Raw genomic sequence first — 26,379 nt, 5'->3', positions numbered from 1 at the left:
TATGTCTGATAAGCTAATTATAGGTGATAAGAAGTTAGAGAATAGGTTATTTACTGGAACTGGTAAATTTGCTGACCAAAATTTAATTCCAGAAACAATTGAAGCTGCTGGATCACAAGTGATCACTATGGCTTTAAGAAGAGTTAATTTCGATACACCAGAGGAGAATGTAATTAACTATATTCCAGATGATTGCATTTTATTGCCTAATACATCTGGAGCCAGGACTGCTCAAGAAGCAGTTAGAATTGCTAAGCTTGCTAGAGCTGCTGGGTGTGGAAATTGGATCAAAATAGAAGTAATATCTGATAATAAATATCTGCTTCCAGATAACCAAGAAACAATTAAAGCTACAGAAATATTAGCCGAAGAAGGTTTTGTGGTACTGCCTTATGTAAGTCCTGATCTTATGGTAGCTAAAAAACTAAAAGAAGCAGGAGCAGCAGCAGTAATGCCTTTAGGAGCTCCTATTGGTTCTAATCGAGGTCTTAAAACTAAAGAACTAGTTAGGATTTTAATTGATGAAATTGACTTACCAATTGTCGTTGATGCAGGTATTGGAAAGCCATCACAAGCTGCAGAAGCTATGGAAATGGGAGCTGATGCTGTACTTGTAAATACTGCTATTGCTACTGCTAATGATCCAGTAGCTATGGGTAAAGCTTTTAATCAAGCTGTTCAAGCAGGAAGACATGCTTATTTAGCTGGAACAGGAAGAGTTAAGGATGAGGCTTCAGCTTCTTCACCACTAACAGGATTTTTAGGTGAGTAATATGACTTTTTATAATACCTATACTCAATTTAAAGACTTCTCTTTTACCAGTTTTTTCAATCAAGTAACAGCAGCAGATGTAGAAGAAACTCTAGAAAAAGATAATTTAAACAAAAAAGATTTTTTAACCTTATTAGCTCCAGCGGCTAGTGATTATTTAGAAGAGATGGCTCAGTTGGCCCATCAATTAACGGTACAACACTTTGGTAAAACTATGACCCTATATGCTCCACTTTATGTGGCAGATCATTGTGTCAATCAATGTGCTTATTGTAGTTTTAGTGTTACTAACGATTTCAAACGTAGTAAATTAGACTTAGATCAAGTAGCTAAGGAGGCAAAACTTCTTGTTAAGAAGGGCATGAAAAATTTACTGATCTTAACTGGTGAATCAAGACAACATGCTCCTATTTCTTATTTGAAAGAAGTTATTGAGGTACTTAAAGATTATTTTCCTTCTTTAGCAATAGAAATCTATCCCTTAAAAGTTGAAGAATATGAAGAATTAATTGCTGCAGGAGTGGATGGTTTAACCATTTATCAAGAAGTGTATAATGAAGAGATATATGATCAAGTACATATTACAGGACCAAAAAAGAATTATCAGTTTAGGCTAAATGCTCCTGAGAGAGGTTGTCAAGCTGGAATGAGAAAAGTAAACATTGGTGCTTTATTAGGACTTTCTGATTGGCGCCAAGAAGCTTTTTTTGCTGGATTACATGCTCAATATTTGCAGAACAATTATTTAGAAGCTAAAATCAGTCTATCTGTTCCTAGATTACAACCCCATCTAGGTAATTACCAACCTAATTCAATTGTTGATAACCAGAGCTTAGTTCAGATTATGTTAGCTTATAGATTATTTTTACCACGAGTAGGAATTAATATTTCAACTCGAGAAAGTGCTCAACTGAGAAATGATCTATTGCCTTTAGGAGTTACTAAACTATCAGCTGAATCATCTACAGCAGTAGGTGGCTATACGCAAGAGACAGAGACAAAACAATTTGCTACCTCTGATAATAGAAAAGTAAGCCAAATAAAAAATATGTTAACACAAAAAGGATATCAACCTGTCTTTAAAGATTGGCAACGGATTTAATGGAGGATAAAAAAATAAATCAGTTTGAAGAATCTTTACAACAATCATTAACCACAGAGCAATTAGATGAAATTCAAGGGGTAACTATTGGTATTGGTGGGGCAGGAGGTTTAGGATCTAATTGTGCCTTTAATCTAGTTCGCTCTGGCTTTAAGAATTTTGTGATTGTTGATTTTGATATTATTGAATATTCTAACCTAAATCGTCAGTTTTATTTTAGAGATCAAGTAGGAGAAAAGAAGGTAGCAGCACTCAAAAAGAATCTATTACAGATCAACTCTGACTTGAATTTAGAGATTAAAGATACAAAGGTAACTTCTCAGAATACAGCCCAACTATTTACTTCTTGTGACATAGTAGTTGAAGCATTTGATCAAGTAACAAGTAAGAAATTATTAGCAGAAAAATTTATGAACTCTAATAAACTGCTCGTGTCAGCTGCTGGTTTAGCTGGCTGGGGAGAGGGAGATGACATAAAAACTAAAAGGGTTAAAGAGAATTTCTATTTAGTAGGTGATTTAGAAACTGAAGTAAGTGAAGAAGTTCCACCTATGTCTCCTAAAGTTAATATTGCTGCTGCTAAACAGGCTGATATTATATTAAATTATGTATTGGAGGGAAAGTAAAATGTTGAATACTGATTTATACTGTATTACTGCTGAAAAGTATTCGTTAGGCAGAAGCAATATCGAGGTAGTAAAGGAAATGTTAGAGGCTGGAATAGAGATCATTCAGTATCGAGAAAAAGAGAAGAAGATGCTTTATAAATATCAAGAGTGTAAAAAGTTACGTGAACTAACTACTCAAGCAGGAGCTAGTCTAATTATTAATGACGATGTAGATTTAGCTTTAGCAGTTGAAGCTGACGGAGTCCATATTGGTCAAGAGGATCTACCAGTTAAAGAAGTAAGAAATCTGTTAGGGCCAGACAAGATTATTGGTCTATCTACTCATTGTCCTGAGCAAGCTCAAGCTGCCCAAGAGATGGAAGCAGATTATATAGGAGTTGGCCCTATCTTTGAGACAGATACCAAAGGAGATGTTTGTGACCCAGTTGGTTTAGAGTATTTAGAGTATGTAGTAAAAAATATTGATCTTCCTTGTGTAGCAATTGGAGGAATTAAAGAACATAATGTAGATCTGGTAAAGGATATAGGGGCCAACTACATTTCTATGGTAACAGAAATTGTAGGTGCCAAAGATATAAAAGAAAAAATTAGAAGTATTAGAGAAAGAATATAATATTAAAATCATTGATCAGTGTGAGTGTGAGTGAAGTCAAATTCAACAAATTATTTGAATTCTACTCACACTGATTCTCACACTTACACTGACTTATTTAAGTAATTTCAGTTAATATATCTAAGAGAATATCAGACCGATTAGCTGACATAATATGAATCCCCTCAATTAAATCATAAGCTTCTTGTAAAAACTGATTAGAGATTTCAACTCCTTTTTTAACTCCTTGCCCCTTCATTTGTTCTAATACTGAAGAAGGGATTTCAACTCCTGGTACATTACCATCTAAGTACTGAGCCATCTTATAGCTGGTTAGTGGTAAGACCCCAATTAAGATTGGTACCTCTAAATGATTAGTCTTAGTTAGAAACTCTTCTAGCAATTCAAAGTCATATGCTGGTTGAGTTTGAATAAAATCAGCTCCAGCGGCGACTTTAGTTTCTAATCTCTCAATCTCTTCATCTAAATCATCAGCACCTAGGTTTCCAGCTGTAGCTACTGTCAAATCAGTAACACCTGTTAATTGATTATCATTAGTATCAGCCCCTTGATTTAATTTCTGGACTGTATCAATGACTCCTATTGAATTGGTATCAAAAACTGGGCTAGCTTGGGGATGATCTCCTTGAGTAGGATCATCGCCTGTAATAGCTAAGATATTATTAATTCCTAGTTTAGAAGCTCCTAGCAATTCTCCTTGTAAAGCTATAATATTTTTATCCCGACAAGTAACATGAGGAATAACCTCTAATCCAGTTTCTTCTTGAATAAAGTGGCCGGCCATAATAGAGCTCATCTTCATTTTAGCCATTGGTGAATCAGTTACATTAACTGCATCAACTTTTCCTTTTAAATCCTGGGCTACTTGGAACATTGTCTTACAATCTGTTCCCTTAGGTGGAGTAAGTTCTGCTGTAATAATAAAATCTTTATTAGTTAATTTATTTTTTAATAACATACTCAATTCTCCCTTCGCAATGTTAGTTTATAATTGATAGTTGAAATCAAGATTAACATTTTTAAAATGTTTTAACTGTAAATTATCAATTCTCAATTAGTTTGGTCGCTTGTTTAACTGCTTCTACTGCATTAGCAGCATAGCCATCAGCCTCTATATTAGTAGTATAATCTTCTGTAACAACTGCTCCGCCTAATAAAACTTTAGTCTGGGGAGCTACTTCTTTAAGTTTAGTTGTGATTTCTTCCATACGGGGCATAGTAGTAGTCATTAAAGCACTCAAACCAACGACATCCACTTCTGGTTTACTAGCCTGATTGATTATTTCCTCTGTAGGAACATCTTTTCCTAAATCAATGACCTCAAAACCGTTATTTTGGAGCATAATCTTAACAATATTCTTCCCAATATCATGAATATCTCCCTTAACGGTAGCTAAGAGGATAGTACCTAAATTTTTTTGTTGATCTGCTTCAGCCAACAGGGGTTTTAGCTTAGAAAATGCCTGCTGCATTGTTTCGGCTGCCATCATTAACTGAGGTAAGAAATAAGTTCCTGCGTCATATTTATTACCTACTTCTTTAATTCCGGGGATCAAAGCCTGATTAACAATTTCTAAAGCAGAGCAGTTCTCTAAAGCTAGTTCTAGTTGCTTATTTATATTATCTTTAGCCCCTTCTAATACAGACTGGTGGATCTGAGTTACTAGATCACTATCTTCTGGATCATTTTCCTGGGCTGGATCTTTAGTTGTATCTGTTGGTTGATTAGTATAGGCACTTAAATATCTATCTCCGGCAGGATCACGATTTACTAATAAGTCACTAGCTTTTAAAGTAGCCTGCATAGCTTGACTAGTAGGATCCATAATAGGAGCATTTAATCCAGCTTGAATAGCCATAGCTAAATAGGTGGTATTGACTTGTTCTCTAGCTGGTAGACCATAGGAAATATTACTCACTCCTAATACTGTAGCTACTCCTAACTTCTCTTTAATCAACCGAATAGCCCGGATTGTTTCTTGGACTTTATCCTGTTCAGCACTAGCTGCTAAAGCTAAAGTATCAATCCAGATGTCTTTTCGCCTGATCCCAATTTCTTGAGCTTGCTGAACAATTTTTTGAGCGATCTCTAACCGTCCTTCAGCAGTGGAGGGGATCCCATCTTCATCTAAAGTCAATCCTAAAACTGCTGCTCCATACTTTTTAGCTAAAGGTAAGATTTTATCCAAACTATCTTGTTCACCAGTTACGGAATTGATTAGTGGTTTCCCAACAACTTGTTGGAGTCCTGCTTTTAAGACTTCTTGATCAGTTGTATCAATAGAGACAGGTATATCAGCTACATTATGGACTGTTCCCAGGGCCAACTTCATTGCCTGCGCTTGATCAATTTCAGGTACCCCAACATTAACATCTAAGATATCCGCTCCAGCTTTTAGTTGTTGAGTAGCTTCTTGGGCCACAAGCTCCATATTTTGCTTAGCTAATTGAGTGGATAATTCATCGCGACTAGTAGGATTAATCCGTTCGCCAATAATCCGCGTCGGTAGATTATCACTAATAGTTACCGTCTTACTCCGGCTAGCTAATTTAGCTTCTGTAGAAGTCGTCCTTTTTTTAGGTTTAACTTCTGTTACTTGCTCTTTAACTAATTTTATGTACTCCGGAGTAGAACCACAACAACCACCAATTATATTTGCTCCAGCCGCTATAAAGTCAGAAATATAATCGGCCATTTCCGCAGCTGACATAGGGAATACAGTTTCATTATTTTCATCTAAGATTGGTAAGCCAGCATTAGGCTGAACACACAGAGGAAGATCGGTATGTTGGCCCATAGCTTCTATAATATCAACTAACTTAGCAGGACCTAAACTACAGTTAACCCCTATTATATCTGCTCCTAGCGCTGTAAAAACAGTAACTGCTGTCTCAGGGTCTGTGCCTGTCATTGTCTTTAGCTCTTCTTCATAAGTTAAGTTCACAATAACAGGAAGGGAGGTGGTCTCCTTAACAGCAATCACAGCTGCTCTTGCTTCCTGTAGGTCAGTCATTGTTTCAATATTAATCAGATCAGCTCCAGCTTCTGCTAGAATCTGGGCTTGGTGGGCGAAAGCATCATAAGCTTCTTGAAAGGATAGTTCCCCAATTGGTTCTAGTAATTTACCAGTTGGCCCAATAGAGGCTGAAATAAAGGCTTCACTAGCTACTTCTTGGGCCAACTTAACTCCTTGGCGATTAATCGCCTTAATTTGGTCTGCTAATCCATACTCAGCTAACTTAAATCTATTGGCCCCAAAAGTATTAGTCTGGATTAGATCGCTACCTGCTTGGAGATAACTCTGATGGATCTCTTGTAGTACTTCCGGGTTGATTAAATTAAGTTCTTCAGGGCAATCGCCTACCTGAAGTTCTTTCTGTTGTAGTTCGGTACCTAAGGCACCATCTAATACTAAAATCTGTTCTTCTAATTTATCTACTAGACTACTCATCTACTATATACTCCTTTCGTTATTAAAATTCAGAATTGACAATTGATAATTGAGAGTTAAAAACCATTTTTTATAAAATTTTGGTTGTAAATATATTTATAAATTTGATGTTATTAGTTTAATTATCAATTATCAATTCTCCATTTTCAATTATCAATTATTATAAATACAACTTTCCAATTCACAATTCCTACAATCAAAATCACAACCTGCCTGCTCAGTTTCTTCTACTCCTAAACCAATCAAGGCTGTGATTGATTTTTGGGGTTGTAATAAAAAACTTTGGTTAGTAGTAATCCCTAAATTTGCCCCGGCTAATAAATTAAGTAGTTGGGGCTGGATATCCAAAGTGGAATCTCCGTAGCCTGGGCTATACCTCATAGTTAAATAGGGCAGGTCTCTAGCTAGAGCCTCTTGTTTAATCTTATGAGTTAATTGATTAGCTGCCTCTTCTACTGCCACTGAACCAATGGCATCTAAAGTAGTTGCTTTAGTAAGTTGGCCCTGAGCAAAGAGTTGTTCTACTTTCTTTTCTATTTTATCGCCAATAGTTACTGCTAAGAGAGCAACTGCTTCTTGGTTAGCTAATAAGTCAGCTATATCCTGGCTTTGAAAAGTAAGTTTTCCTTGCGCCAGATTGACTTTAGCTTGGTTAATCTCTATTTTTTCTAAGATGATATACTTTCCTCTAGGTTCTAATAAAGGCCTAGCATAATCTATAGTATTAACAATCATACTTTCTATTTTGGGACTTGATTCAGTCTGTTCTTGGTAACCTAACTCTTGTTTTACATCTTCTGTAGGAATTTTAACTGTTATCTTTTGGCTAATAATTAACCCCTCCATTAAAAAAACCTCTTCTGCTGAGAGAAGAGGAGTTATCATCTTCCCTTATCTCTCAGAATTACCCTGCAGGAGTTGGCACCACTGTAGTATTTTAAAGTTTAAGTTTAAGGCTGAGTTTAAGCAATAATACTTCTGGCTCAAACTTAATCTTAAGCTCAAACTAAAATTTACTACTGGTTGCCGGGCTTCATCGGGCCAGTCCCTCCACCTCTCTGAATAAGGAATAAATTTTATTTAATTATTATCCACAAGTATAACATCAAATTTAAAATTTGTCAAAATAAAATTTTTTTCAGATACTTAATGCAATTTTTATTTGTAATTTATTTTAATATATATTAAAATAAAAATATGAGAATTAAAATTGGAAAGGAGTTATTAGCATGCAAGGAAAAATACTAGAAATAGAAAATAAAGAAGAAACTATAAAAGTTATGAAGGCTCTTAGTTCAGAATCAAGAATAAACATTTTAGAACTTTTAAACAGCCATGAAATGAACTTAAATGAAATTTCTAATAAGTTAGATATGCCACCATCTTCAGTTACTGTTAATATAAAAAAATTAGAAGAAGCTGGATTAATTAAAGCTCATTATAAACCAGGTAGTCATGGATCACAAAAGTTATGTTCACGCACTTATGATAGTATTTTGATTAGATTTTTAGACTCGAATGTTAATTTTAATGCTAATCTTGTCAAAGTATCAATGCCAATTGGTAATTATAAGGACTTTGATATTAAACCTTCTTGTGGAATAGCTACTAAAGAGGGATATGTAGGTATCCTTGATGATGAAAGGTCTTTTTTTGAACCAGAACATAGTAATGCTCAATTACTATGGTTTGAACAAGGATATATAAAATATAAGTTTCCTAATAATTTACCTGCTAATTCTACTACTAAGAAATTAGAATTAAGCATGGAGATCTGTTCTGAAGCTCCTGGTTTTAATAAAGAATGGCCTTCTGATATTACAATTTGGATTAATGGCATTGAGGTAGGAACTTGGACTTGTCCTGGTGACTTTGGTGAAAAACGGGGCAAACTAAATCCTAATTGGTGGAATGCAGGATTAACTCAATATGGTTTATTAAAAGTGTGGACAATAGATGATACAGGTACATATATTGATGGCAAACAAATATCAAAGAAGAAAATATCAGACTTAGATATTCAAGAAAACAAATTTATTAATTTCAAAATAGGAGTTAAAGAAGATGCTAGAAACGTTGGTGGAATCAATCTTTTTGGGAGTAAATTTGGTAATTATGAACAAGATATTATAATGCGTTTGCATTATGCTTATAAGGATTAATTATTAATTCTTTACTAGATTATAGATTTTATTTATGATCTAATAATATTTTTTATTTTAATATTTACTAAACTTAGTTGAGGTGGTGATTTAATGAAAATTAATAAAGAAAGATTTGGGAAATTAAAAAATGGAAGAGAAGTATTTAAATACAAATTAATAAATAAAAAGATAGAAGTGGATATACTTAATTATGGGGGGGGATTATAACAGGAATTTATACTCCCGATAAGGAAGGCAAAATGGAAAATGTAGTTTTAGGTTTTGATAATATAACTGCTTATGAAGAAAAGTCACCTTATTTTGGAGCTATAATAGGTAGACATGCAGGAAGAATAGCCAATGCAGAATTTACTTTAAATGAAAAAGTATATAAATTAGCTCAAAATGATGGTCAGAATAATCTCCATGGTGGATTAATTGGTTTAGATAAAAGAATCTGGGAGGTAACAGAATTAGAAAGTGGAATAGAACTAACTTATTTTAGTCCTCATTTAGAAGAAGGTTTTCCTGGAAAGGTAGAATTTAAAGTAAGATATTTATTACAGAATAATAAATTAATTATAGAATATAGCGGTAAACCTGATAGAGAAACTATTATTAATTTAACTAACCATACCTATTTTAATTTGTCAGGAGCTACTAAAAGAGATATATTAGATCATAAATTAAAGCTTAAATCTAACAAATTTATTTGTCTAGATGAAAATTCAATTCCTACTGGGGAACTAAGAGAAGTAGTAAATACCCCCTTTGATTTTAGAAAATTAAAACCAGTGGGTAAAGATATAGAAGCAGATTATGACCAACTGGAATTTACAGGGGGCTATGATCATCCTTTTGTACTAGACGAAGGAAAAGAAGGTATAATGCTTAAGGATGAAAAATCTGGTAGAGCTTTAAGTATTTCAACTGATCAGCCTGCTGTTGTCTTTTATTCAGGGAACTACCTTCAAGATGAAGGTGAATTAAATACTGGAGTGGAAGCTAAAAAAAGGTTGGCCCTTTGTTTAGAAACACAAGACTATCCAAATGCTATAAACACAAATAGTTTTCCTAATAAAGTATATGATGAGGAAAATAAATATAGAGCAAAAACAAAATATAAGTTCTATATTGATTAAAATAAGTTAATTCGAGTATTAATCATAAAGTGTTTTTTAGAAGTTAGTTAAGGATATGAGAAATAAGTGGTTATAGCAATATTAAGGTATTAGTAAAGTATTGGGAAAGTTTTCTTGACAAGTTAATATAATTTATTTATAATAATACTAAAGAAAATAATAAATATTAAACAAAGATTATTCAAAGCTATTTTAAATGGATATTAAGTATATATAATCAATATTATAATTCATTAATAGCAAAGGAGAGTTGTTTTCTTATTTATTAAGTAGATTTTAATTTTTATTTCAATTATTTTTAGAAAGATTTAAATTTATATTAATAAAAATTTAAATCTTTACTAACATGAGAAATATAAGCAGATAACAGCTATATCATGATACTAAAAATTAAATATATTTATAATTATAAGTATAAGAAATAAGTGGTTATAAGTCTATAATAAATGATAAGCCCCCACTATATCTATTTTTAAGATATTGGTGGGGGCTATCTTATTTTGTTAACTTTATTTAGTAGATTAATTAAGTGGTGAAAGCCAAATAATAAAAAAGTAAAGGAGAGTGAGTGTATTTATTATGTTTGAAAAACTTAAGTATCCAAGACCTCAATTTGTAAGAGAAAATTGGATGGACTTAAATGGAGAATGGGAATTTTCCTTTGATGAAAAAGATGAGGGATTATTAAAAGGAAAGTTTTTAAATGATGAATTTTATGATATGAAAATAAAAGTTCCGTATAGCTATCACACTAAAAAATCAGGAATAAATAAAAATAAGGATTGTAATATAGTGTGGTATAAAAGAGATATAGAATTAGATTATAAAAGAGATAAGAGATATATCTTGAATTTTGGAGCTGTAGATTATAAATGTGATATATGGATAAATGAGAAACATGTAAAAACACATATAGGAGGACATACTCCATTTAATGTTGATATCACTAATTATGTAAAAAAAGGTAATAATAAAATTATAATAAGAATAGAAGATAATAATTCTTGTGACCAACCAATAGGTAAACAGTCATGGAAAGAAGATAATTTCTTATGCTGGTATACAAGAACTGTTGGCATCTGGCAATCAGTATGGATAGAAGAAGTTGGAGAGGTATATCTAACAGATATAAAAATGACCCCCGATATAGATAATTCATCATTGAATCTTGATGTGTTTATAAGTGATGATGAAGAAGTGACTTTAGTAGGTGAAATCTACTTTGATGATAAGATTGTAAATAAATTTTCAACAACTTTTAAATCAAAGAGAGCTAAATTAACATTAGATATAAGCTCTAAAGCCCCACACTTTAGACTTCATTATTGGAGTCCAAGTAATCCTAATCTTTATGATATAAAATTTAAACTATATAAAGATGAAGAATTAATTGACGAGATAGATAGTTATTTTGGGATGAGAAAAGTAGAATCTATAGGTAAAAAAATATACTTAAATAATCGAGAGTTTTATCAAAAGTTAGTATTAGACCAAGGTTATTTTAAAGATGGAGGTATGACAGCAACACCTGAAGAATTGAAAAATGATGTGATGAAAATCAAGGAGATGGGCTTTAATGGAGTTAGAAAGCATCAAAAGATAGAAGATAATAGATTTATGTATTTATGTGATGTGATAGGGCTTGTAATGTGGGCAGAGATGCCGAGCTCATTTGAGTATAGTCATGTAAGTAATGAGAATGTAACTAAAGAATTATATTCTTTTGTAAGTAAGCACTATAATAATCCATCTGTAATAGTTTATACTCTTTTGAATGAATCATGGGGAATAAATGAAGTATTTACAAATGAAAAACAGCAAAATTTTGTAAATGCATTAGTGCATTTAACTAAATCATTAGATGATACTCGGTTAGTAGTTGGAAATGATGGTTGGGAACATACTATAACTGATATATTAACTATACATGATTATAACTCTGATGAAGAAATTATGAAAGAAAGATATAAAAACATGGAAAGAGTAGTGGATGGATCACCAGCCAAGACAAGTGTTAGAAGATGTTATAGTGAAGGTTATTCATATAACGATAACCCAATAATAATAAGTGAGTATGGTGGAGTTGCTTATCAAACAAGTATAGATAATGATGAACAAAATTGGGGGTATGGAGATAGATTAAAAGACAACAAGCAAGTAATAAATAAAATAAAAAAATTAACAGAAGTTGTTATGGATATAAACTATGTTTGTGGATTTTGTTACACACAATTATCAGATGTAGAACAAGAAGTAAATGGATTGCTAGATCATAATCATGAATATAAATTTGATCCGAATAAAATAAGAGAAATTTTAGAATATAAACATAATTTAGGTTTTACATTTGAGTAAAATAGATATGAAAATTTAGCTTTATAGTTTTGAATCCATTGTAGATATCCTTTTTAGAAATTTTAAAAAGAAAGTTCCGATTTTTGTATAATTGAACATAACAAGAAATTAGATAGGAGGAATATTTTTATGGAGAGTCAAGTAGTAAAAGAAGATACTCCATTAAGTAAAAAGGAATATTTTGCATATTTTTCTTATGGTTTCGGTCAATGTCTCAGTTTTGGGTTAGTTAGTACTTTTCTAATGTATTTTTATACTGATATATTAGGAATATCTGCCTTAGCTGGAAGTACTATATTTTTTGTAGCTAGAGCATGGGATGCAGTAAACGATCCTATGGTAGCTAGCTTTATGGATACTAGAAGAACTAAAGAGGGGAAATTTAAAGGGTATCTAAAATATGTACCTATACTTATATTAATTTCAACCATATTGTGTTTTATATCTCCTGATATATCACAGCTAGGTAAAATTATATATGCTGGATTATCATATATTTTATGGGGGACACTATATACTATGTCAGATATACCATTTTGGTCATTATCTGCAGTGATGACGAAAAAATCTGAAGAAAGGACTAGATTAGTTACAGGTGCAAATTTAGGTGTTTTTGCAGGAATGGGTATGGCAAGTGTAATATTACCTCCTTTAGTAGATACATTAGGTCAAGGAAATTCATATAGAGGATATTTATATGCAGTAGTAACCATAATGCTATTAGCTTACTTATTTATGTTATATGGTTATAAGCATATAACTGAAAGAGTAGAACCAACAAAAGAATCAAGAAAGATAACACTTAAAGATGTATTTGAAACTTTAAAGAGTAATAAGTATATGTTTAAGATTTTATCAATATTTGGCCTAAATATATTTATGAATATAGTCCAAAATATTATAAATTATTTCTTTATATATAATATGGGCAATCCAAATCTTATGAGTATATTTGGAATTATAGGGACTGGTAGTGCATTAGGCTTTTTCTTAATCCCGCCTTTAACTGAAAAATATAGCAAAAAAAGTGTATTATCAGCAATATTAATATTTGATATAGTTCTAAGAGTAGTATTTTTTAGTGTAGGATATGAGAGCACAATCTTTATAATGATAATGGTGGCTATAACACAATTCTTATATGCAGCAACAGCACCAATAATATCTGCTATGTTAGCAGAGACTATAGAATATTCTGAAGTTAAGACAGGAAATAGATGTGAGGCAATTGTATTTTGTGGTCAAACTTTTATAGGAAAATTATCTGTAGCATTAGCAGGTGGTTCTACAGGAATAATCCTTTCTATAATAGGTTATGTTCCTGATACAGCTCAGACATCTGAAACATTACTAGGATTATTTGTAGCTATATCTATATTGCCAGCAGTAGGTTCATTATTAAGATTTATTATATTATCAACATATGAATATACTGAAGAGGACTTCAGAAAAAACTTAGAAATATTAGAAAAAAGAAAGTCTAAAGAAAAAAGTATTTAATGCATAATGGTTATAGTACTTAAAACTATGGGGATATCCCACATAGTTTTAAGTACTAACAATTCCATTTAAGAATTTTAATAGCTGTAGTTGAATATTTAAAGCTAGATCTCCATAACCTGGACTATAGCACATAGTTAAATAGGGCAGATCTCTATTTTTAGCATGTTGTCCAATTAATGAGGAGTTGTCATCTTCCACTTTAATATTTGTCAAAAAGACGTATAAATTTTTAATAAGTTTATAAATATAATTACTAGCATAGAAAAATAAGGAGTAAAGAATATGGCTAGTGACAAAGAAGAAGTAAAGAAAAAGATAGAAGCAAACTATAGATTCAATTTTATAGTTAATGTATTAGATGGGGCTTTTTATACGTTAGGCTTAGGGATTATTTCAGTTAATACTATCTTACCATTATTTGTGCGCCAGTTAACTGAGTCTAAGTTTTTGATCAGTCTAATTACAGCTATTTTAATGTTTGGGACTACTGTTCCTCAACTATTATCTGCTAAATGGACAGCAAAGTTAAACAAAAAGAAAAAATCAGTTTTGATATTAGGAGCTTTACAACGAATTCCCTGGCTCTTATTAGCTATCTTAACCTTTCTGTTAGGTAAAGAATATGAGCTTTGGCTATTGTTAGGATTCTTTCTTTTATGGTTAATCCATAATCTCTTTGCCGGGTTAGTTGGCCCGCCGTGGTTTGATTTAGTAGCTAAAGTAATCCCCCAGGAAAGAAGAGGGCGTTTCTTTGGCTATCGTACCTTTTTTAGTAGTTTATTAGAAGTTTTAGGTGCCCTAGGAGCAGGTTATATAATAAAACAATTTAATTTCCAACTAGGATTTTCTATTTTATTTGGAGCTACCTTTATAGCAATGATGATTTCTTATCTAGCTTTAGTATTTGTTAAAGAACCTAGTTACCCAGTGGAGAATCAAATAGATAGCTTTAAAGAGTATAAGTCTCGATTGCTTTCTATTCTCAGGAAAAATATTAACTACCGTAATTTCTTATTTGGAGCAATACTAATCCAATTTATTGGTATGGCTAATGGATTATTTACAGTAGCTGGGATAGAAAGATTAAATCTTGACTCTGGAGCAGCCAATAAAACAGTTGCTATATTTACTGTCTTGTTAATCTTAAGTAAGAGCTTAACTAATATAGCCTGGGGTTATCTAGGTGATAAGTATGGACATAAGTTAGTTATTTTATTTGCTAGTGTCTTTAACGCTCTAGGAGTCTTGCTAGCTTTTTTCGCTAACCAACTGTTTTCATTTTATCTAGTTTTTATTCTGACTGGTATAGCTTTAGGAGGAATTAGCGTTTCCTCTTTAACTATCATAGCTGATTTTTGTGCTACTCCTGAGGAGAGAACTATTTATGTAGGTCTGACTAATACAGTAGTAGGATTAGTGGTAGCCATTATCTCTCTAGGAGGAGGCTTGCTAGCAGATATAGTAAACTATAAAGTAGTTTTTGGAATTTCCTTTGTGATGATTATCTGTGGTATATTATTTTTAACTTTTAAGGTAATAGATCCACGATTTAACAACGAATTTAATTAATATTTAGATAGCGTAAAAAAGTATAGATAGTTTCACTCAAAAAAATAGAAAAAAGCCTCTCTTTGATAAGGTATTGTTAACCACATTGAATTAGAAAAAATCTTATATATCCGAAAAGAAGATTTTAGTAAGTTAATATCCGATAATGATAGGCATAAGTCCATCTCCATTATGAAATTTATTTTATATTTGCTTTTAATTGCTTGTATAATAGTTTATTTTGCGGATAAATTAAAAATTAGAATAAGCTATTGTTTAAGGAGGGAAAGATAAATGGCTAAAGATATTGTCTCAACTATTCGCGATCGAGTTAGTATTCGAGACTATTCCCAGCAAATGATATCAGATGAAATAATTCAAGAGTTACTTGAATCAGCTCATTTTGCTCCTAGTGCAGGCAATTTGCAGCCTTGGGAGTTTTATGTAGTCAAAAACAAAGAAAAAATTCAAGAATTAGTTGCAGCTACTAATGATCAAGAGTGGATGGCTGATGCACCAGTTGTAATTACAGTCTGTGCTCGACCTGCTGTTTCAGCAAATAAATATGGAGATAGAGGTTCTGGTCTGTATGTGATTCAGGATACTGCTGCAGCAATTGAAAATATTTTGTTAACGGCTGAAGAATATGATTTAGGAAGTTGTTGGGTAGGTGCTTTTGACGATAATAGAGTAAAAGACATCTTAGGGATTAAGCAACAACTTTGGCCTGTGGCATTAGTTACTATAGGTTATCCACAAGAAAGAGTAACTGATGCTACTTCACGTCGTTCTTTAGATGATGTAACAACATTTATTAACTAGGAAGTGATATATAATGGGGTATAATGTAGACCATTACCGCCAGAAACTGTTACAGGAGCGAAAGAGAATTTTAAATCAGTTAGCTAATTTTGCTGAGAAGGGCTACGAAGGATTAACCAACGATCAACGCTATTCTACTGGTGAGCTTTCTAAATATGATAATCATCCTGCAGATACAAGTAATGCTACTTTTGAAAGAGAAAAGGATCTAGGTTTAAAAGATAATGCGCAAGTTATATTGGCAATGATTGATGATGCTTTAGAAGAAATAGAGACTGGGCAGTATGGTTTATGTGATTATTGTGGAGAAGAAATCAATTCTCAACGATTGGATGCTATCCCGTACAGTACAGTTTGTATAGAATGTAAAAGTCAGATTGAGGAACAAGAAGAGATTAGTGATCGACCAATAGAAGAAGGTACAGTAAATGATTACTTTGATACTGGAGGTCAGTTCAGATTAACAGATGCAACTGAAAATATTGCCTTTGATGGTGAAGATACCTGGCAGGCTTTAGCTTCTGTAGGTACATCTAATACTCCTTCTGATGTACCAGGAGCGAAGAATAATTTAGATAGCTATATTGATGCTGCTGAAAAAGAAGAACAACGGATTTATGAAGACAGGTTAGATAATTAATTTAATTGCCTTTTCTGATGATTTTCATCAGAAAAGGCATCTATATTATAGGATTATAGAATTTTTAAAGGAGAAACTTTTAGTAAATAGAATTATAAGCTAAGAGGTGGTTGAAATGAAATTTAATCCTGTGAAAGAGAAAAAAATATACGAAAAAATTATTGATCAAATTAGAGATATGATTTATCAAGGTAAGCTTAAAAAGGGAGATAAGCTTCCTTCTGAAAGAAAATTAACTAAATCTTTAAATGTAAGTAGAGCATCTTTAAGAGAAGCTTTTAGTGCTTTAGAAATGCTTGGTTTAATTGAAAGTAGGCATGGGGAAGGTACTTTTATTAAAGAAGATACGGGAGATAATTTTTTGAAACCTTTATCTTTACTTTTTATGTTAGAAGATAGTATGGAACAAGAGCTAGTTGAGTTAAGAAAAATAATTGAGATAAGGGGAGTAAAGTATGCTGTTTATAGAGCAAGTGATAGTGATTTGATTGAGTTAGAAAAGTATATAGAGTTAATGAAGAAAAATAGAGAAAATGAAAAAATTAGTCGCCAAGCTGATCGTAAATTTCATTATACATTATCTAAAGCAACAGGAAATAATTTAGTATGTAAATTTTTAAATTCTATTTCTGGAGTAATGGGAGTATATTTTGTTAATATTATGAAAAAAATATCAAGAGATGAAGATAAAAGTAACAAATGTATCAGACAACATACGAAAATTTATGAGGCAATAGTTCAAAGAGATGAGAAGTTAGCTCAAAAGGTAATGGAAGAACATTTAGATTGGGCAGAATCTTTATTAGATTTATAATTAATTACAGAGAAAATAATTATTTTATAAGCAAATAATTCGATCACAAAAAGGATAGATAGCGTAGAAAGTATAGGTGAATTAATCCCAAAATAGAAAAGAGCCTCTCTTTTTGATAAGGTATTGTTAACCAGACAAAACCAAAGAGAGACTCTTTATGAATAATATTATACAACAATTTGAGAAAAATATCAGCATTGAATTAGAAAAAATCTTATATATCCGAAAAGAAGATTTTAGTAAGTTAATATTCGAACAAGTAAATAGTAAATTAAAACAAAAGTTTGCTCAACCTGAGAATAATATATTGTCTGATTACTAAAATAGTTTGACAAGTTGGATGGAAAAGATTATAATATAAGTGAAATAAGTTAATAATAATAGGAAAGAAGTAGGAATGGGGAGTTTTATTTTTGCCTACTTTATTTTATTAATTAATAAAGTAGGCAAAAATAACATTACTATAGTGCTTATATTTTCGTTATAATTAATATAACTTACATAAGGCTTTATTATCGAGCAAAATTCCTCCTATTGGATCAAAAAAGATTGATTTTTTGCACATTTTATTCATTTAATTAATTAAGTTTTTTTATTAAAAAGTGAAGGAGGCTAATAAATGGTTTATAATCTTAGTAACATAAAGTAGTTAACTAATAAAAAGGATAAGATAGGAGAAATAATTTAATATAATTTAATAATCTTCTCCTTATCTATGCTATTAAATATTAAATAAGATAAGGGGGCAAGTTAAAATGAATATTTTTGCAATTGGATCATTTATATTTTTTACTGTTTTAGTTGCTGTTATTTCTTATACATTTACTAAAGAAGAAGATTTAGCTACTGAAGATGGATATTTTCTTGGTGGTCGAAGTTTAACTGGTTGGATGATTGGTGGTTCTTTAATGTTGACAAACTTATCTACAGAACAGCTAATAGGATTAAATGCCCAAGGATATACAGATAATATGTCTGTTATGGGTTGGGAAGTTGGCGCCTCAATAGCTTTAGTAATAGTGGCTTTTTATTTATTACCTAAATATCTAAAAGGGGGCATTACGACTATACCTGACTTTTTAGAAGAACGTTTTGATGCTGGAACTAAAAGAATAGTTACCATTTTATTTTTATTTGGATATGTATTTAATTTATTGCCACCTATTCTTTATACAGGTGCTAGAGGAATCAGTGGTATGTTTAATATTCCAGAAACATTAGGGGTTAGTCAGTGGACTGGATTATGGATTGCAGTCTGGGGAATAGGTATTATTGGTTCTATTTATGCTATTTTTGGAGGTTTAAAAGCTGTAGCCGTATCAGATACAGTAAATGGTATTGGATTATTTATTGGTGGTTTGGCTATTCCAGTCTTTGGGTTATCTGCTTTAGGTGATGGGTCTATTGTAGAAGGTTTTCAGACTATTATGCAAAATAATCCAGGAAAATTAAATGCTATAGGTTCATCATCAGATCCAGTACCATTCGGTACAATGTTTACTGGAATGTTACTAGTAAATCTATTTTATTGGGGTACAAATCAATCTATTATTCAAAGGGCATTAGGAGCTAAGAATTTAAAAGAAGGCCAAAAAGGAGTTCTTTTAGCAGCTGCTTTAAAGTTATTAGGACCTTTATTTTTAATATTACCAGGAATTATTGCTTTTAATATGTTTGGACCTGGTTTAGAACCAACTAATGCTTATCCTAAATTAGTTAATGCAGTAATGCCTGAGCCATTAGTAGGTTTCTTTGCAGCAGTATTATTTGGTGCCATTTTATCCTCCTTTAATTCTACATTAAATTCATCTGTAACATTATTCTCATTAAATATTATTAAACCTATTTTTAAACCAGATGCATCAGATGAAGAACTTGTAAGTTACGGAAAGTATATTGGTACAGCTTTAGCTTTATTTGCTATGACTTTAGCACCATTTATTGCTAAAATACCAAAAGGTTTCTTTCAGTATTTCCAAATTGTAAATGGTTTTTATAATGTACCAATCTTTACAATTATTATTGTTGGATATATAACAAAGAAAGTTCCAGCAATTGCAGCTAAAATTTCTTTAGGAATCTTTATCACTATTTATGGTTCAACACAATTGTTTTGGGATACAGGAATTCACTTTTTGCATATTTTAGCTATTTTATTTGTAGTTTGTTCCCTAATCATGATATTGATTGGAAAGTTCAAACCTCGTGACAAGGCTTTTGTTTTAGAAGATAAAGAAGCGGTTGACTTGACTCCTTGGGAAAAAACTTATATTGCAGGGGGATCTATAATTAGTGCTATGGTAGTAATTTATATTATATTCTCAAGTGTAGGGATTGCAGGTTAATAATAAAATTGGCTCTTGGTTAAAACTATAGTAATCTAGAAAGGCCAAGGGTTTTTATTATTGAGTGAATAAAAAAAGATATTAGCATCCCCTAAATTTTAGAAATAATACTAATTAGATGTTATAATAGTAGTAGTCTTTATTAATTAAAAAAGAAGGGGATATTTATGAATCAAAAAGTTAGTTTTGATTTAATGAAGCAATTAAATGTTTCATTAATTATGGAATGTATTAGAGAAAAAGGGCCAATTTCTAGAGCAGATATAGCTGAGATTACAGAATTAACTCCTGCTAGTGTATCTAAAATTACTAAGGAGTTAATGGATAAGAAATTTATTAAAGAAAATGGTTTAGGAAAGTCCAGCGGAGGAAGACCTCCTGTATTATTAGAGTTAAATCCTAAAGCAGGTTATATTATCGGGGTTAATTTAGGACCTGAAATCTTGGAAGTAATAATTACTGATTTAGAAGCTGAGATTTTAGTTAAGAATAATAAAGATTTAAATAATTTAGCCCAAGATTATGTACTAGATAAATTATTGGAATTAATTCAAAAAACGATTCAAGAAAGTGGCGTCAATAAAGAAGAAATTATAGGTATTGGTATGGCTGTCCATGGTTTAGTAAATAGTGAAACAGGAATTTCTTTATTTGCTCCGCATTATAAATGGACAAAAGTACCTATCGAAAAGATAGTAGAAGAAGAATTTAATATTCCTACCTTTATTGATAATGATGCTAGAGCTATGGCTTTAGGCGAACAATGGTTTGGGATTGCTTCTGGTTCAGATGATTTTATTACTATTAATGTAGGCAATGGTATTGGTTCAGGGATTGTTATAAATGGGGGATTATATCGAGGGGTTAACTATAGTGCAGGTGAAATAGGTCATATAGTAGTGGATAACGATGGTCCCCAATGTAGTTGCGGGAATTATGGATGTTTAGAGAGTTTAGCTTCTAATCCTAAAATTGTAGAGAGAGCTCGTAAGCTAATCAAACAAGGAGCTAAAACTAAAATAGTAGAGTTGGTTAATGGTGATTTGGAAGATATTACAGTAGAAGATATTTGTTTGGCAGCTAAACAAGGAGATGAAGTAGCTCAACAAGTCTTAACTGAAGTAGGAAGATACTTAGGAATAGGGATAGCTTATCTATTGAATATCTTAAACCCAGAAATGATAGTTATTGTAGGAGATATAATTACTGCTAAAGAGTATGTTTTTGAGTATATCAGAGAAATTATTGATGTTAAAGCCTTACAGGTTCCAGCAGAAAATATTACTATTGTAGCTACTAAATTACGAAATAAAGCTGCTACAATTGGTGGGGTTACTCTAGTGCTTAAGGAATTATTTGCTGGTCCAGACTTATTAGAGTAGAAAAAGGAGGGGTTAGATGAATATTTTAGTTACAGGTGGAGCAGGTTATATTGGTTCTCATGTAGTTAAAGAGTTATTAGCTACAAAACATCAAGTGATTGTGTATGATAACTTACAAAAAGGACATCAAGAAGCAGTAGTAGGGGGAGAGTTTGTTCAAGGTGATTTAGCAAATAAGAAATTGCTAGATGAAACATTTGCCCAATATAATATAGATGCTGTAATTCATTTAGCAGCAGATAGTTTAGTAGGAGAATCAATGGAGAATCCAACTAAATATTATCACAATAATATGGTAAATGGATTAAATTTGTTGGATACAATGATTGAACATGATGTTAAAAATATTGTCTTTTCTTCTACTGCAGCTGTATATGGAGATGTAGAGCAAACACCAATTAGCGAAGATGTACCTAAGGAGCCAACTAGTGTCTATGGTAGGTCAAAGTTATTCTTTGAAAAAATAATGCAAGATTATGACCAAGCTTATGATTTGAAATTTGTTTCTCTGAGATACTTTAATGCTAGTGGAGCAGATGAATCAGGCCAGATTGGAGAAGATCATAATCCAGAAACTCATTTGATTCCTATAGTGTTACAAAAAGCTTTAGGCCAACGGGATAAGTTAGCTATCTTTGGGACTGATTACCCAACTCGTGACGGAACATGTGTTAGAGATTATATTCATGTAACAGATTTGGCTCAAGCTCATATTTTAGGTGTTGAAGCTTTAGCTAATGGTAAAGAGAGTTCTATTTATAACTTAGGTAATGGAGACGGTTATTCGGTTAAAGAAGTAATTGAAACTGCTAGTGAAGTTGTTGGTAGAAAAATAGAAGCAGTTGCAGGAGAGAGAAGAGCAGGAGATCCGGCAACTTTAATTGCTAGTTCAAAGAAGATTAGAGAAGAGCTAAATTGGGAACCACAATATGGAGATTTAGAAACAATCATTGCAACTGCCTGGAACTGGCATAAAAATCACCCACAAGGATTTTAAATCAATTTACAATTAACAATTGACAATGGACAATTTAAATTCAAAGCCTAATAATAAATAATAAAAAGAATAATATATTACTTGGTAAAAAGTTATATATTATTCTTTAAATCAAAATTTCATACTAAAAGTAATTAAACTGGAATTGTTATTTGATGTTAACTGTAAATTGTACATTGTTAATTATCAATTAAATAGCGGGGAGGGAAATCAATGAATGAGCAAGCTAGAAAAATAAAACAAAAACTGATTGAACAGTTTGGTAATAATGACTATCCAATTAAAATTGTTCAAGCACCAGGTAGAGTTAATTTAATTGGTGGTCATACAGATTATAATGATGGCTTTGTCTTACCAGTTGCTATTGATAGAGAGGTTACAATAGCAGTTCAACCTAGAGATGATAAGCAAGTAAAAGCATATTCCCTGGATTTTGCTAGTCAAGTTTCTTTTTCTTTAGCTAATATTCAATATAATGAAGATTTACAATGGATTAATTACTTGCAAGGAGTAGCTAAATTTTTAATGGAGGAAGGTTACGACTTACAAGGAATGAATTTAGTAGTAACAGGTAATGTTCCCCAAGGAGCTGGCTTAAGTTCTTCTGCTGCTTTAGAAGTTGCTACTGCTTTTGGATTTAAATTAGTAAATAATTTTAGGTTGGATAGAGTAAAAATGGCTAAAATATGTCAAAAGGCAGAAAATGAATTTGTTGGTGTCAGTTGTGGAATTATGGACCAATTTATTTCTGCTTTGGGCAAAGAAGACAATGCTTTGTTCGTAGATTGTCGAACTAATGAATATCAATTAACCCCTTTTGGAACTAGTGAGATTAAAATAGTGGTAGCTAATACTAATGTGGAACATAGTTTAGTAGATTCTGCTTATAATCAAAGATTAGAGGAATGTCAAGAAGGGGTTAAAATATTTAATCAATTATTGGATCACAATATAACTGCATTAAGAGATGTATCGGTAACTCAATTTGAAGAACATAAGAATGAGTTACCTACAGTTGTAAGAAAAAGATGTGAACATGTTATCTACGAAAATGAAAGAGTAACTAAAGCAATTCAAGCCTTAAGAAATAATAAGTTAGACAAGGTAGGATCTTTAATTGCTCAATCCCACCACAGTCTACGTGATTTATATGAAGTAAGTTGTGATGAGTTAGATTTAATGGTTGATTTAGCTTCAGAAATTGATGGCATACTAGGTTGTAGAATGACTGGGGCAGGTTTTGGTGGTTCTACAGTTAATTTAGTTAAAGGAAATGCTGTTGAAGAATTCAAAAATAAAGTAGCTGAGCAATACCAATCCCAAACCGGAATAGAACCTGATATTTATATTTGCAATATTGAAGATGGAGCTCGAGAAATTAAATTAGAAGAAGAGGTCTGTAATTCTGTTAGTTAAAAAGTTTACTCACTTTATTAATTTAATTAATTTATCATTAAGTAGGGAGGGGATATTATCATCAATCAGGGGACTTATAAAGGATTAGAAAGTATTGTGTTAGAAAATGAAAGATTAAAAGTAGAATTCCTTCCTGAGTATGGAGGGAAAATGGCTTCTTTATATCATAAAGAAACTGCTAGAGAATTTTTATTCCAAAGTGAGCAAGAAAAACTTAAAATTCCAGAATATGCAGCTGATTTTTCAGCCTATGATTCTAGTGGTTTTGATGAAGTGTTTCCCAGTGTAGATGCTAGTTTTTATCCAGATGGAGCTTGGAAAGCAACACCGGTTCCCGATCATGGTGAAGTTTGGACCTTACCCTGGGAGTTAGAAGTTAAAGATAATAAAATCAAGTTAGCAGTTGCTAGTTCTAGATTTCCTTATAAATTAGAAAAAGAGGTTAGTTTAAAAGATAAAAAAATAAGAATTAATTATACTGCAACTAATTTTTCTCGTCAGGAATTTAAATTTATTTGGTGTGCTCATGCTTTGTTAAATTGTGATTCGAAACATACCAAAATCATCTTTCCTTCCGGGGAAGATAAAATAATTAATGTTGAAACTGCAAGTGAACATCTAGGAAATTGGGGAGCAATACATAACTATCCACTAGTTACAACAGAAGATGGCACAGAAATTGATCTAAGTAGAGTAGAACCTAAAATTGCTAATAACTGTGAAAAATTTTATATTCCACATAAGCTAGAAGAAGGTAGATGTGGGGTGGAATATGAAGATACTAAAGAACGATTAATATATAAATTTCCAGTTGATAAAGTGCCTTATTTAGGGGTTTGGAAGACCCAAGGTGGCTATCGAGGAGATTATAATATTGCTTTAGAACCTTGTACCGGGATCTATGATGATTTATATGTAGCAGATAGAATTAATAAAGTGGCAACAATTCCAGCTGAAGATACTTATCAATGGTATTTAGAAATGAAAGTAGAAAATTATTAATTTTTGAAAGAAGGAGGGCCAACTATGAAGATTGCTTTAGAAATAGAAAAATTGCTTAAGTATGGTCGAGCCAAAGGCTTACTAGGTAAATGGGATGTAGTACCAGCTCGAAATAGTCTGCTGAATTTACTGAAGGTTAAGGAACCAGCCCAAGTAAGCTATGATCAATTAGATTATAAAGTGCCTGATTCTCCACAACAAATTTTAGATAATCTACTTGATTATGCAGCCCAAGAAGGGATCTTAGAAAATAACACAGTTACTTATCGAGATTTATTTGATACAAAAATAATGGGCCAACTGATGCCGAGACAATCAGAGGTAGCTAAAAATTTTTGGCAAACTGCCCAAGAGGAATCAATAAAACAAGCAACAGCTGATTATTATGCTTTAGCTAAGCATTCTAATTATATTAGACAGGATAGAATAGCTAGAAATATGTCCTGGACTACTACAACTGAATATGGTGACCTAGAAATAACAATTAACTTATCTAAACCAGAAAAGGATCCGGAAGCAATTGCTGCTGCTAAAAAACAGGAAGAAACTAATTATCCAAAGTGTTATTTATGTTTAGAAAATGTAGGTTATCCAGGTCATCTGAATCATCCGGCGCGGCAAAGCCATCGGGTGGTACCACTTACTTTACAAGATGAACAATGGTTTCTACAGTACTCTCCTTATGTCTACTATAATGAACACTGTATTGTATTTTATGAGAAACATAGCCCAATGAATATCAATCAAGAAACATTTGCTACTTTACTTGATTTTGTAGAGCAAATTCCTCATTACTTCTTAGGTTCCAATGCAGATTTACCATTAGTAGGAGGATCTATCTTAAATCATGATCATTTCCAAGGTGGCAATCATACCTTCCCTATGGAAGAAGCTACAATAGAAGAAGAATTTAATCATCCAGACTTTCCTGAAGTAGAAGCAGGAATAGTTAACTGGCCAATGTCAGTAGTTAGACTGAAATCTAAAGATGCTAAGCAATTAACTAAGTTAGGTGGGATTATTCATCGGGAATGGAAAGAATATAGTGATCTAGAAAGAAATATTAAGGCTTATACTGGTGACCAACGCCATAATACAGTAACTCCAATTGCTCGTAAAAAGGGAGATTATTTTGAATTAGATTTAGTATTAAGAAATAATCGTAAATCAGACCAGTATCCCTTTGGTATTTTTCATCCTCATGAAGAGTTACATCATATTAAAAAAGAAAATATAGGTTTAATTGAAGTAATGGGCCGCGCTATCCTACCTGGAAGATTAAAAGAAGAATTAGCAACTATTGAAAAGTTTTTAACTGGAGAAAAAGAATTTAATAAACAAAACCTTAGTGAAAATTTAGTTAAGCATAGTAATTGGATAGAAGATATGTTAGAAAACCATGGTACTAATCTTACAAAATCTAAAATCCAAGAGGTTTTACAAACAGAAGTAGGAAAGAAATTTAAGCAAGTCTTAGAAGATGCTGGAATTTATAAAAGAGATAAAGATGGTAAAGAGGGCTTCAAAGAATTTTTAAAGCAAGTTGGAATGAAATAATAAAGATGCTACCTTAGTTAGCTAGGCCCTACAAGGGGCCTATTTTTTATTAGCAGGGCAGGAAAAAGAGAACTGATCAAGAATATAATCATAGTAGATTATATATTATTGGGAAGGATAATTATGTCAGATGATAGAGTTTTA

The 26,379-nt window shown here is 31.9% G+C and carries 21 protein-coding genes and 1 riboswitch; of the genes, 18 read left to right on the top strand and 3 right to left on the bottom strand.

Annotated elements, in window-relative coordinates:
• Position 1: 1 nt before the first annotated feature.
• From ACYQ3D_RS09010 to thiE, 4 genes are read left to right on the top strand one after another with little or no spacing between them, the layout of a single operon-like run.
• Positions 2-772 (top strand): thiazole synthase, encoded by a 771-nt coding sequence (locus ACYQ3D_RS09010; protein WP_459837961.1) that lies wholly within the window; start codon positions 2-4, stop codon positions 770-772.
• Position 773: 1 nt separating this feature from the next.
• Positions 774-1,874, top strand: a complete 1,101-nt coding sequence (gene thiH / locus ACYQ3D_RS09005) for a 2-iminoacetate synthase ThiH (RefSeq protein WP_459837959.1) — start codon at positions 774-776, stop codon at positions 1,872-1,874.
• Between the two features lie 14 nt (positions 1,875-1,888).
• The gene (gene thiF / locus ACYQ3D_RS09000) at positions 1,889-2,500 is read left to right on the top strand and encodes a sulfur carrier protein ThiS adenylyltransferase ThiF (RefSeq protein WP_459838029.1); all 612 of its coding nucleotides are present in this window, start codon (positions 1,889-1,891) and stop codon (positions 2,498-2,500) included.
• 1 nt (position 2,501) lies between these two features.
• Positions 2,502-3,116, top strand: coding sequence for a thiamine phosphate synthase (thiE, locus tag ACYQ3D_RS08995; RefSeq protein ID WP_459837957.1), 615 nt, complete (start codon positions 2,502-2,504; stop codon positions 3,114-3,116).
• A 97-nt stretch (positions 3,117-3,213) separates the two neighbouring features.
• Here the strand turns inward: thiE and ACYQ3D_RS08990 are convergent, their stop codons facing one another.
• The 3 genes from ACYQ3D_RS08990 to ACYQ3D_RS08980 all read right to left on the bottom strand — a co-directional run bounded on the left by ACYQ3D_RS08990 (position 3,214) and on the right by ACYQ3D_RS08980 (position 7,414).
• Positions 3,214-4,074, bottom strand: coding sequence for a methylenetetrahydrofolate reductase (locus tag ACYQ3D_RS08990; protein WP_459837956.1), 861 nt, complete (start codon positions 4,072-4,074; stop codon positions 3,214-3,216).
• Positions 4,075-4,159: 85 nt separating this feature from the next.
• The gene (locus tag ACYQ3D_RS08985; protein ID WP_459837954.1) at positions 4,160-6,568 is read right to left on the bottom strand and encodes a homocysteine S-methyltransferase family protein; all 2,409 of its coding nucleotides are present in this window, start codon (positions 6,566-6,568) and stop codon (positions 4,160-4,162) included.
• 153 nt (positions 6,569-6,721) lie between these two features.
• Positions 6,722-7,414 (bottom strand): hypothetical protein, encoded by a 693-nt coding sequence (locus tag ACYQ3D_RS08980; RefSeq protein ID WP_459837953.1) that lies wholly within the window; start codon positions 7,412-7,414, stop codon positions 6,722-6,724.
• A gap of 42 nt (positions 7,415-7,456) precedes the next feature.
• Positions 7,457-7,637: riboswitch (SAM riboswitch) on the bottom strand.
• A 160-nt stretch (positions 7,638-7,797) separates the two neighbouring features.
• Between ACYQ3D_RS08980 and ACYQ3D_RS08975 the strand changes: the two genes are divergently transcribed.
• The 14 genes from ACYQ3D_RS08975 to galT all read left to right on the top strand — a co-directional run bounded on the left by ACYQ3D_RS08975 (position 7,798) and on the right by galT (position 26,235).
• Positions 7,798-8,730, top strand: a complete 933-nt coding sequence (locus ACYQ3D_RS08975) for an ArsR/SmtB family transcription factor (RefSeq protein WP_459837951.1) — start codon at positions 7,798-7,800, stop codon at positions 8,728-8,730.
• A 242-nt stretch (positions 8,731-8,972) separates the two neighbouring features.
• A complete protein-coding gene (locus ACYQ3D_RS08970) occupies positions 8,973-9,854 on the top strand; it encodes an aldose epimerase family protein (RefSeq protein WP_459837949.1) in 882 nt (293 codons plus the stop codon).
• Between the two features lie 579 nt (positions 9,855-10,433).
• Positions 10,434-12,209, top strand: coding sequence for a glycoside hydrolase family 2 protein (locus tag ACYQ3D_RS08965; RefSeq protein WP_459837947.1), 1,776 nt, complete (start codon positions 10,434-10,436; stop codon positions 12,207-12,209).
• A gap of 129 nt (positions 12,210-12,338) precedes the next feature.
• Positions 12,339-13,709: an MFS transporter gene (locus ACYQ3D_RS08960; protein ID WP_459837946.1), complete on the top strand. Its 1,371-nt coding sequence runs from the start codon at positions 12,339-12,341 to the stop codon at positions 13,707-13,709.
• 285 nt (positions 13,710-13,994) lie between these two features.
• On the top strand, positions 13,995-15,281 hold the full coding sequence (locus ACYQ3D_RS08955; RefSeq protein WP_459837944.1) for an MFS transporter: 1,287 nt from the start codon (positions 13,995-13,997) through the stop codon (positions 15,279-15,281).
• A 273-nt stretch (positions 15,282-15,554) separates the two neighbouring features.
• A complete protein-coding gene (locus ACYQ3D_RS08950) occupies positions 15,555-16,082 on the top strand; it encodes a nitroreductase family protein (RefSeq protein WP_459837942.1) in 528 nt (175 codons plus the stop codon).
• Positions 16,083-16,095: 13 nt separating this feature from the next.
• Entirely contained in the window at positions 16,096-16,722 is a 627-nt protein-coding gene (locus ACYQ3D_RS08945) for a TraR/DksA C4-type zinc finger protein (RefSeq protein WP_459837940.1), read from the top strand.
• A 115-nt stretch (positions 16,723-16,837) separates the two neighbouring features.
• A complete protein-coding gene (locus ACYQ3D_RS08940) occupies positions 16,838-17,536 on the top strand; it encodes a FadR/GntR family transcriptional regulator (RefSeq protein ID WP_459837938.1) in 699 nt (232 codons plus the stop codon).
• Between the two features lie 755 nt (positions 17,537-18,291).
• Entirely contained in the window at positions 18,292-19,881 is a 1,590-nt protein-coding gene (locus ACYQ3D_RS08935) for a solute:sodium symporter family transporter (protein WP_459837936.1), read from the top strand.
• Between the two features lie 167 nt (positions 19,882-20,048).
• The gene (locus ACYQ3D_RS08930) at positions 20,049-21,263 is read left to right on the top strand and encodes an ROK family transcriptional regulator (RefSeq protein ID WP_459837934.1); all 1,215 of its coding nucleotides are present in this window, start codon (positions 20,049-20,051) and stop codon (positions 21,261-21,263) included.
• Positions 21,264-21,279: 16 nt separating this feature from the next.
• On the top strand, positions 21,280-22,260 hold the full coding sequence (galE, locus tag ACYQ3D_RS08925; RefSeq protein WP_459837932.1) for a UDP-glucose 4-epimerase GalE: 981 nt from the start codon (positions 21,280-21,282) through the stop codon (positions 22,258-22,260).
• Between the two features lie 213 nt (positions 22,261-22,473).
• Entirely contained in the window at positions 22,474-23,676 is a 1,203-nt protein-coding gene (locus tag ACYQ3D_RS08920; protein WP_459837930.1) for a galactokinase, read from the top strand.
• A gap of 54 nt (positions 23,677-23,730) precedes the next feature.
• Complete coding sequence (locus ACYQ3D_RS08915; RefSeq protein ID WP_459838028.1) at positions 23,731-24,678, top strand: DUF5107 domain-containing protein; 948 nt, start codon at positions 23,731-23,733, stop codon at positions 24,676-24,678.
• A gap of 24 nt (positions 24,679-24,702) precedes the next feature.
• Positions 24,703-26,235 carry a UDP-glucose--hexose-1-phosphate uridylyltransferase gene (gene galT, locus ACYQ3D_RS08910; RefSeq protein ID WP_459837928.1) on the top strand — a complete coding sequence of 511 codons (1,533 nt, stop codon included), beginning with the start codon at positions 24,703-24,705 and terminating at the stop codon, positions 26,233-26,235.
• Positions 26,236-26,379: the final 144 nt, after the last annotated feature.

Source organism: Halanaerobaculum tunisiense (assembly GCF_054657635.1).
The sequence above is the reverse complement of the archived record's forward strand: the minus strand, read 5'-3'. Positions and strand labels throughout refer to the sequence as shown.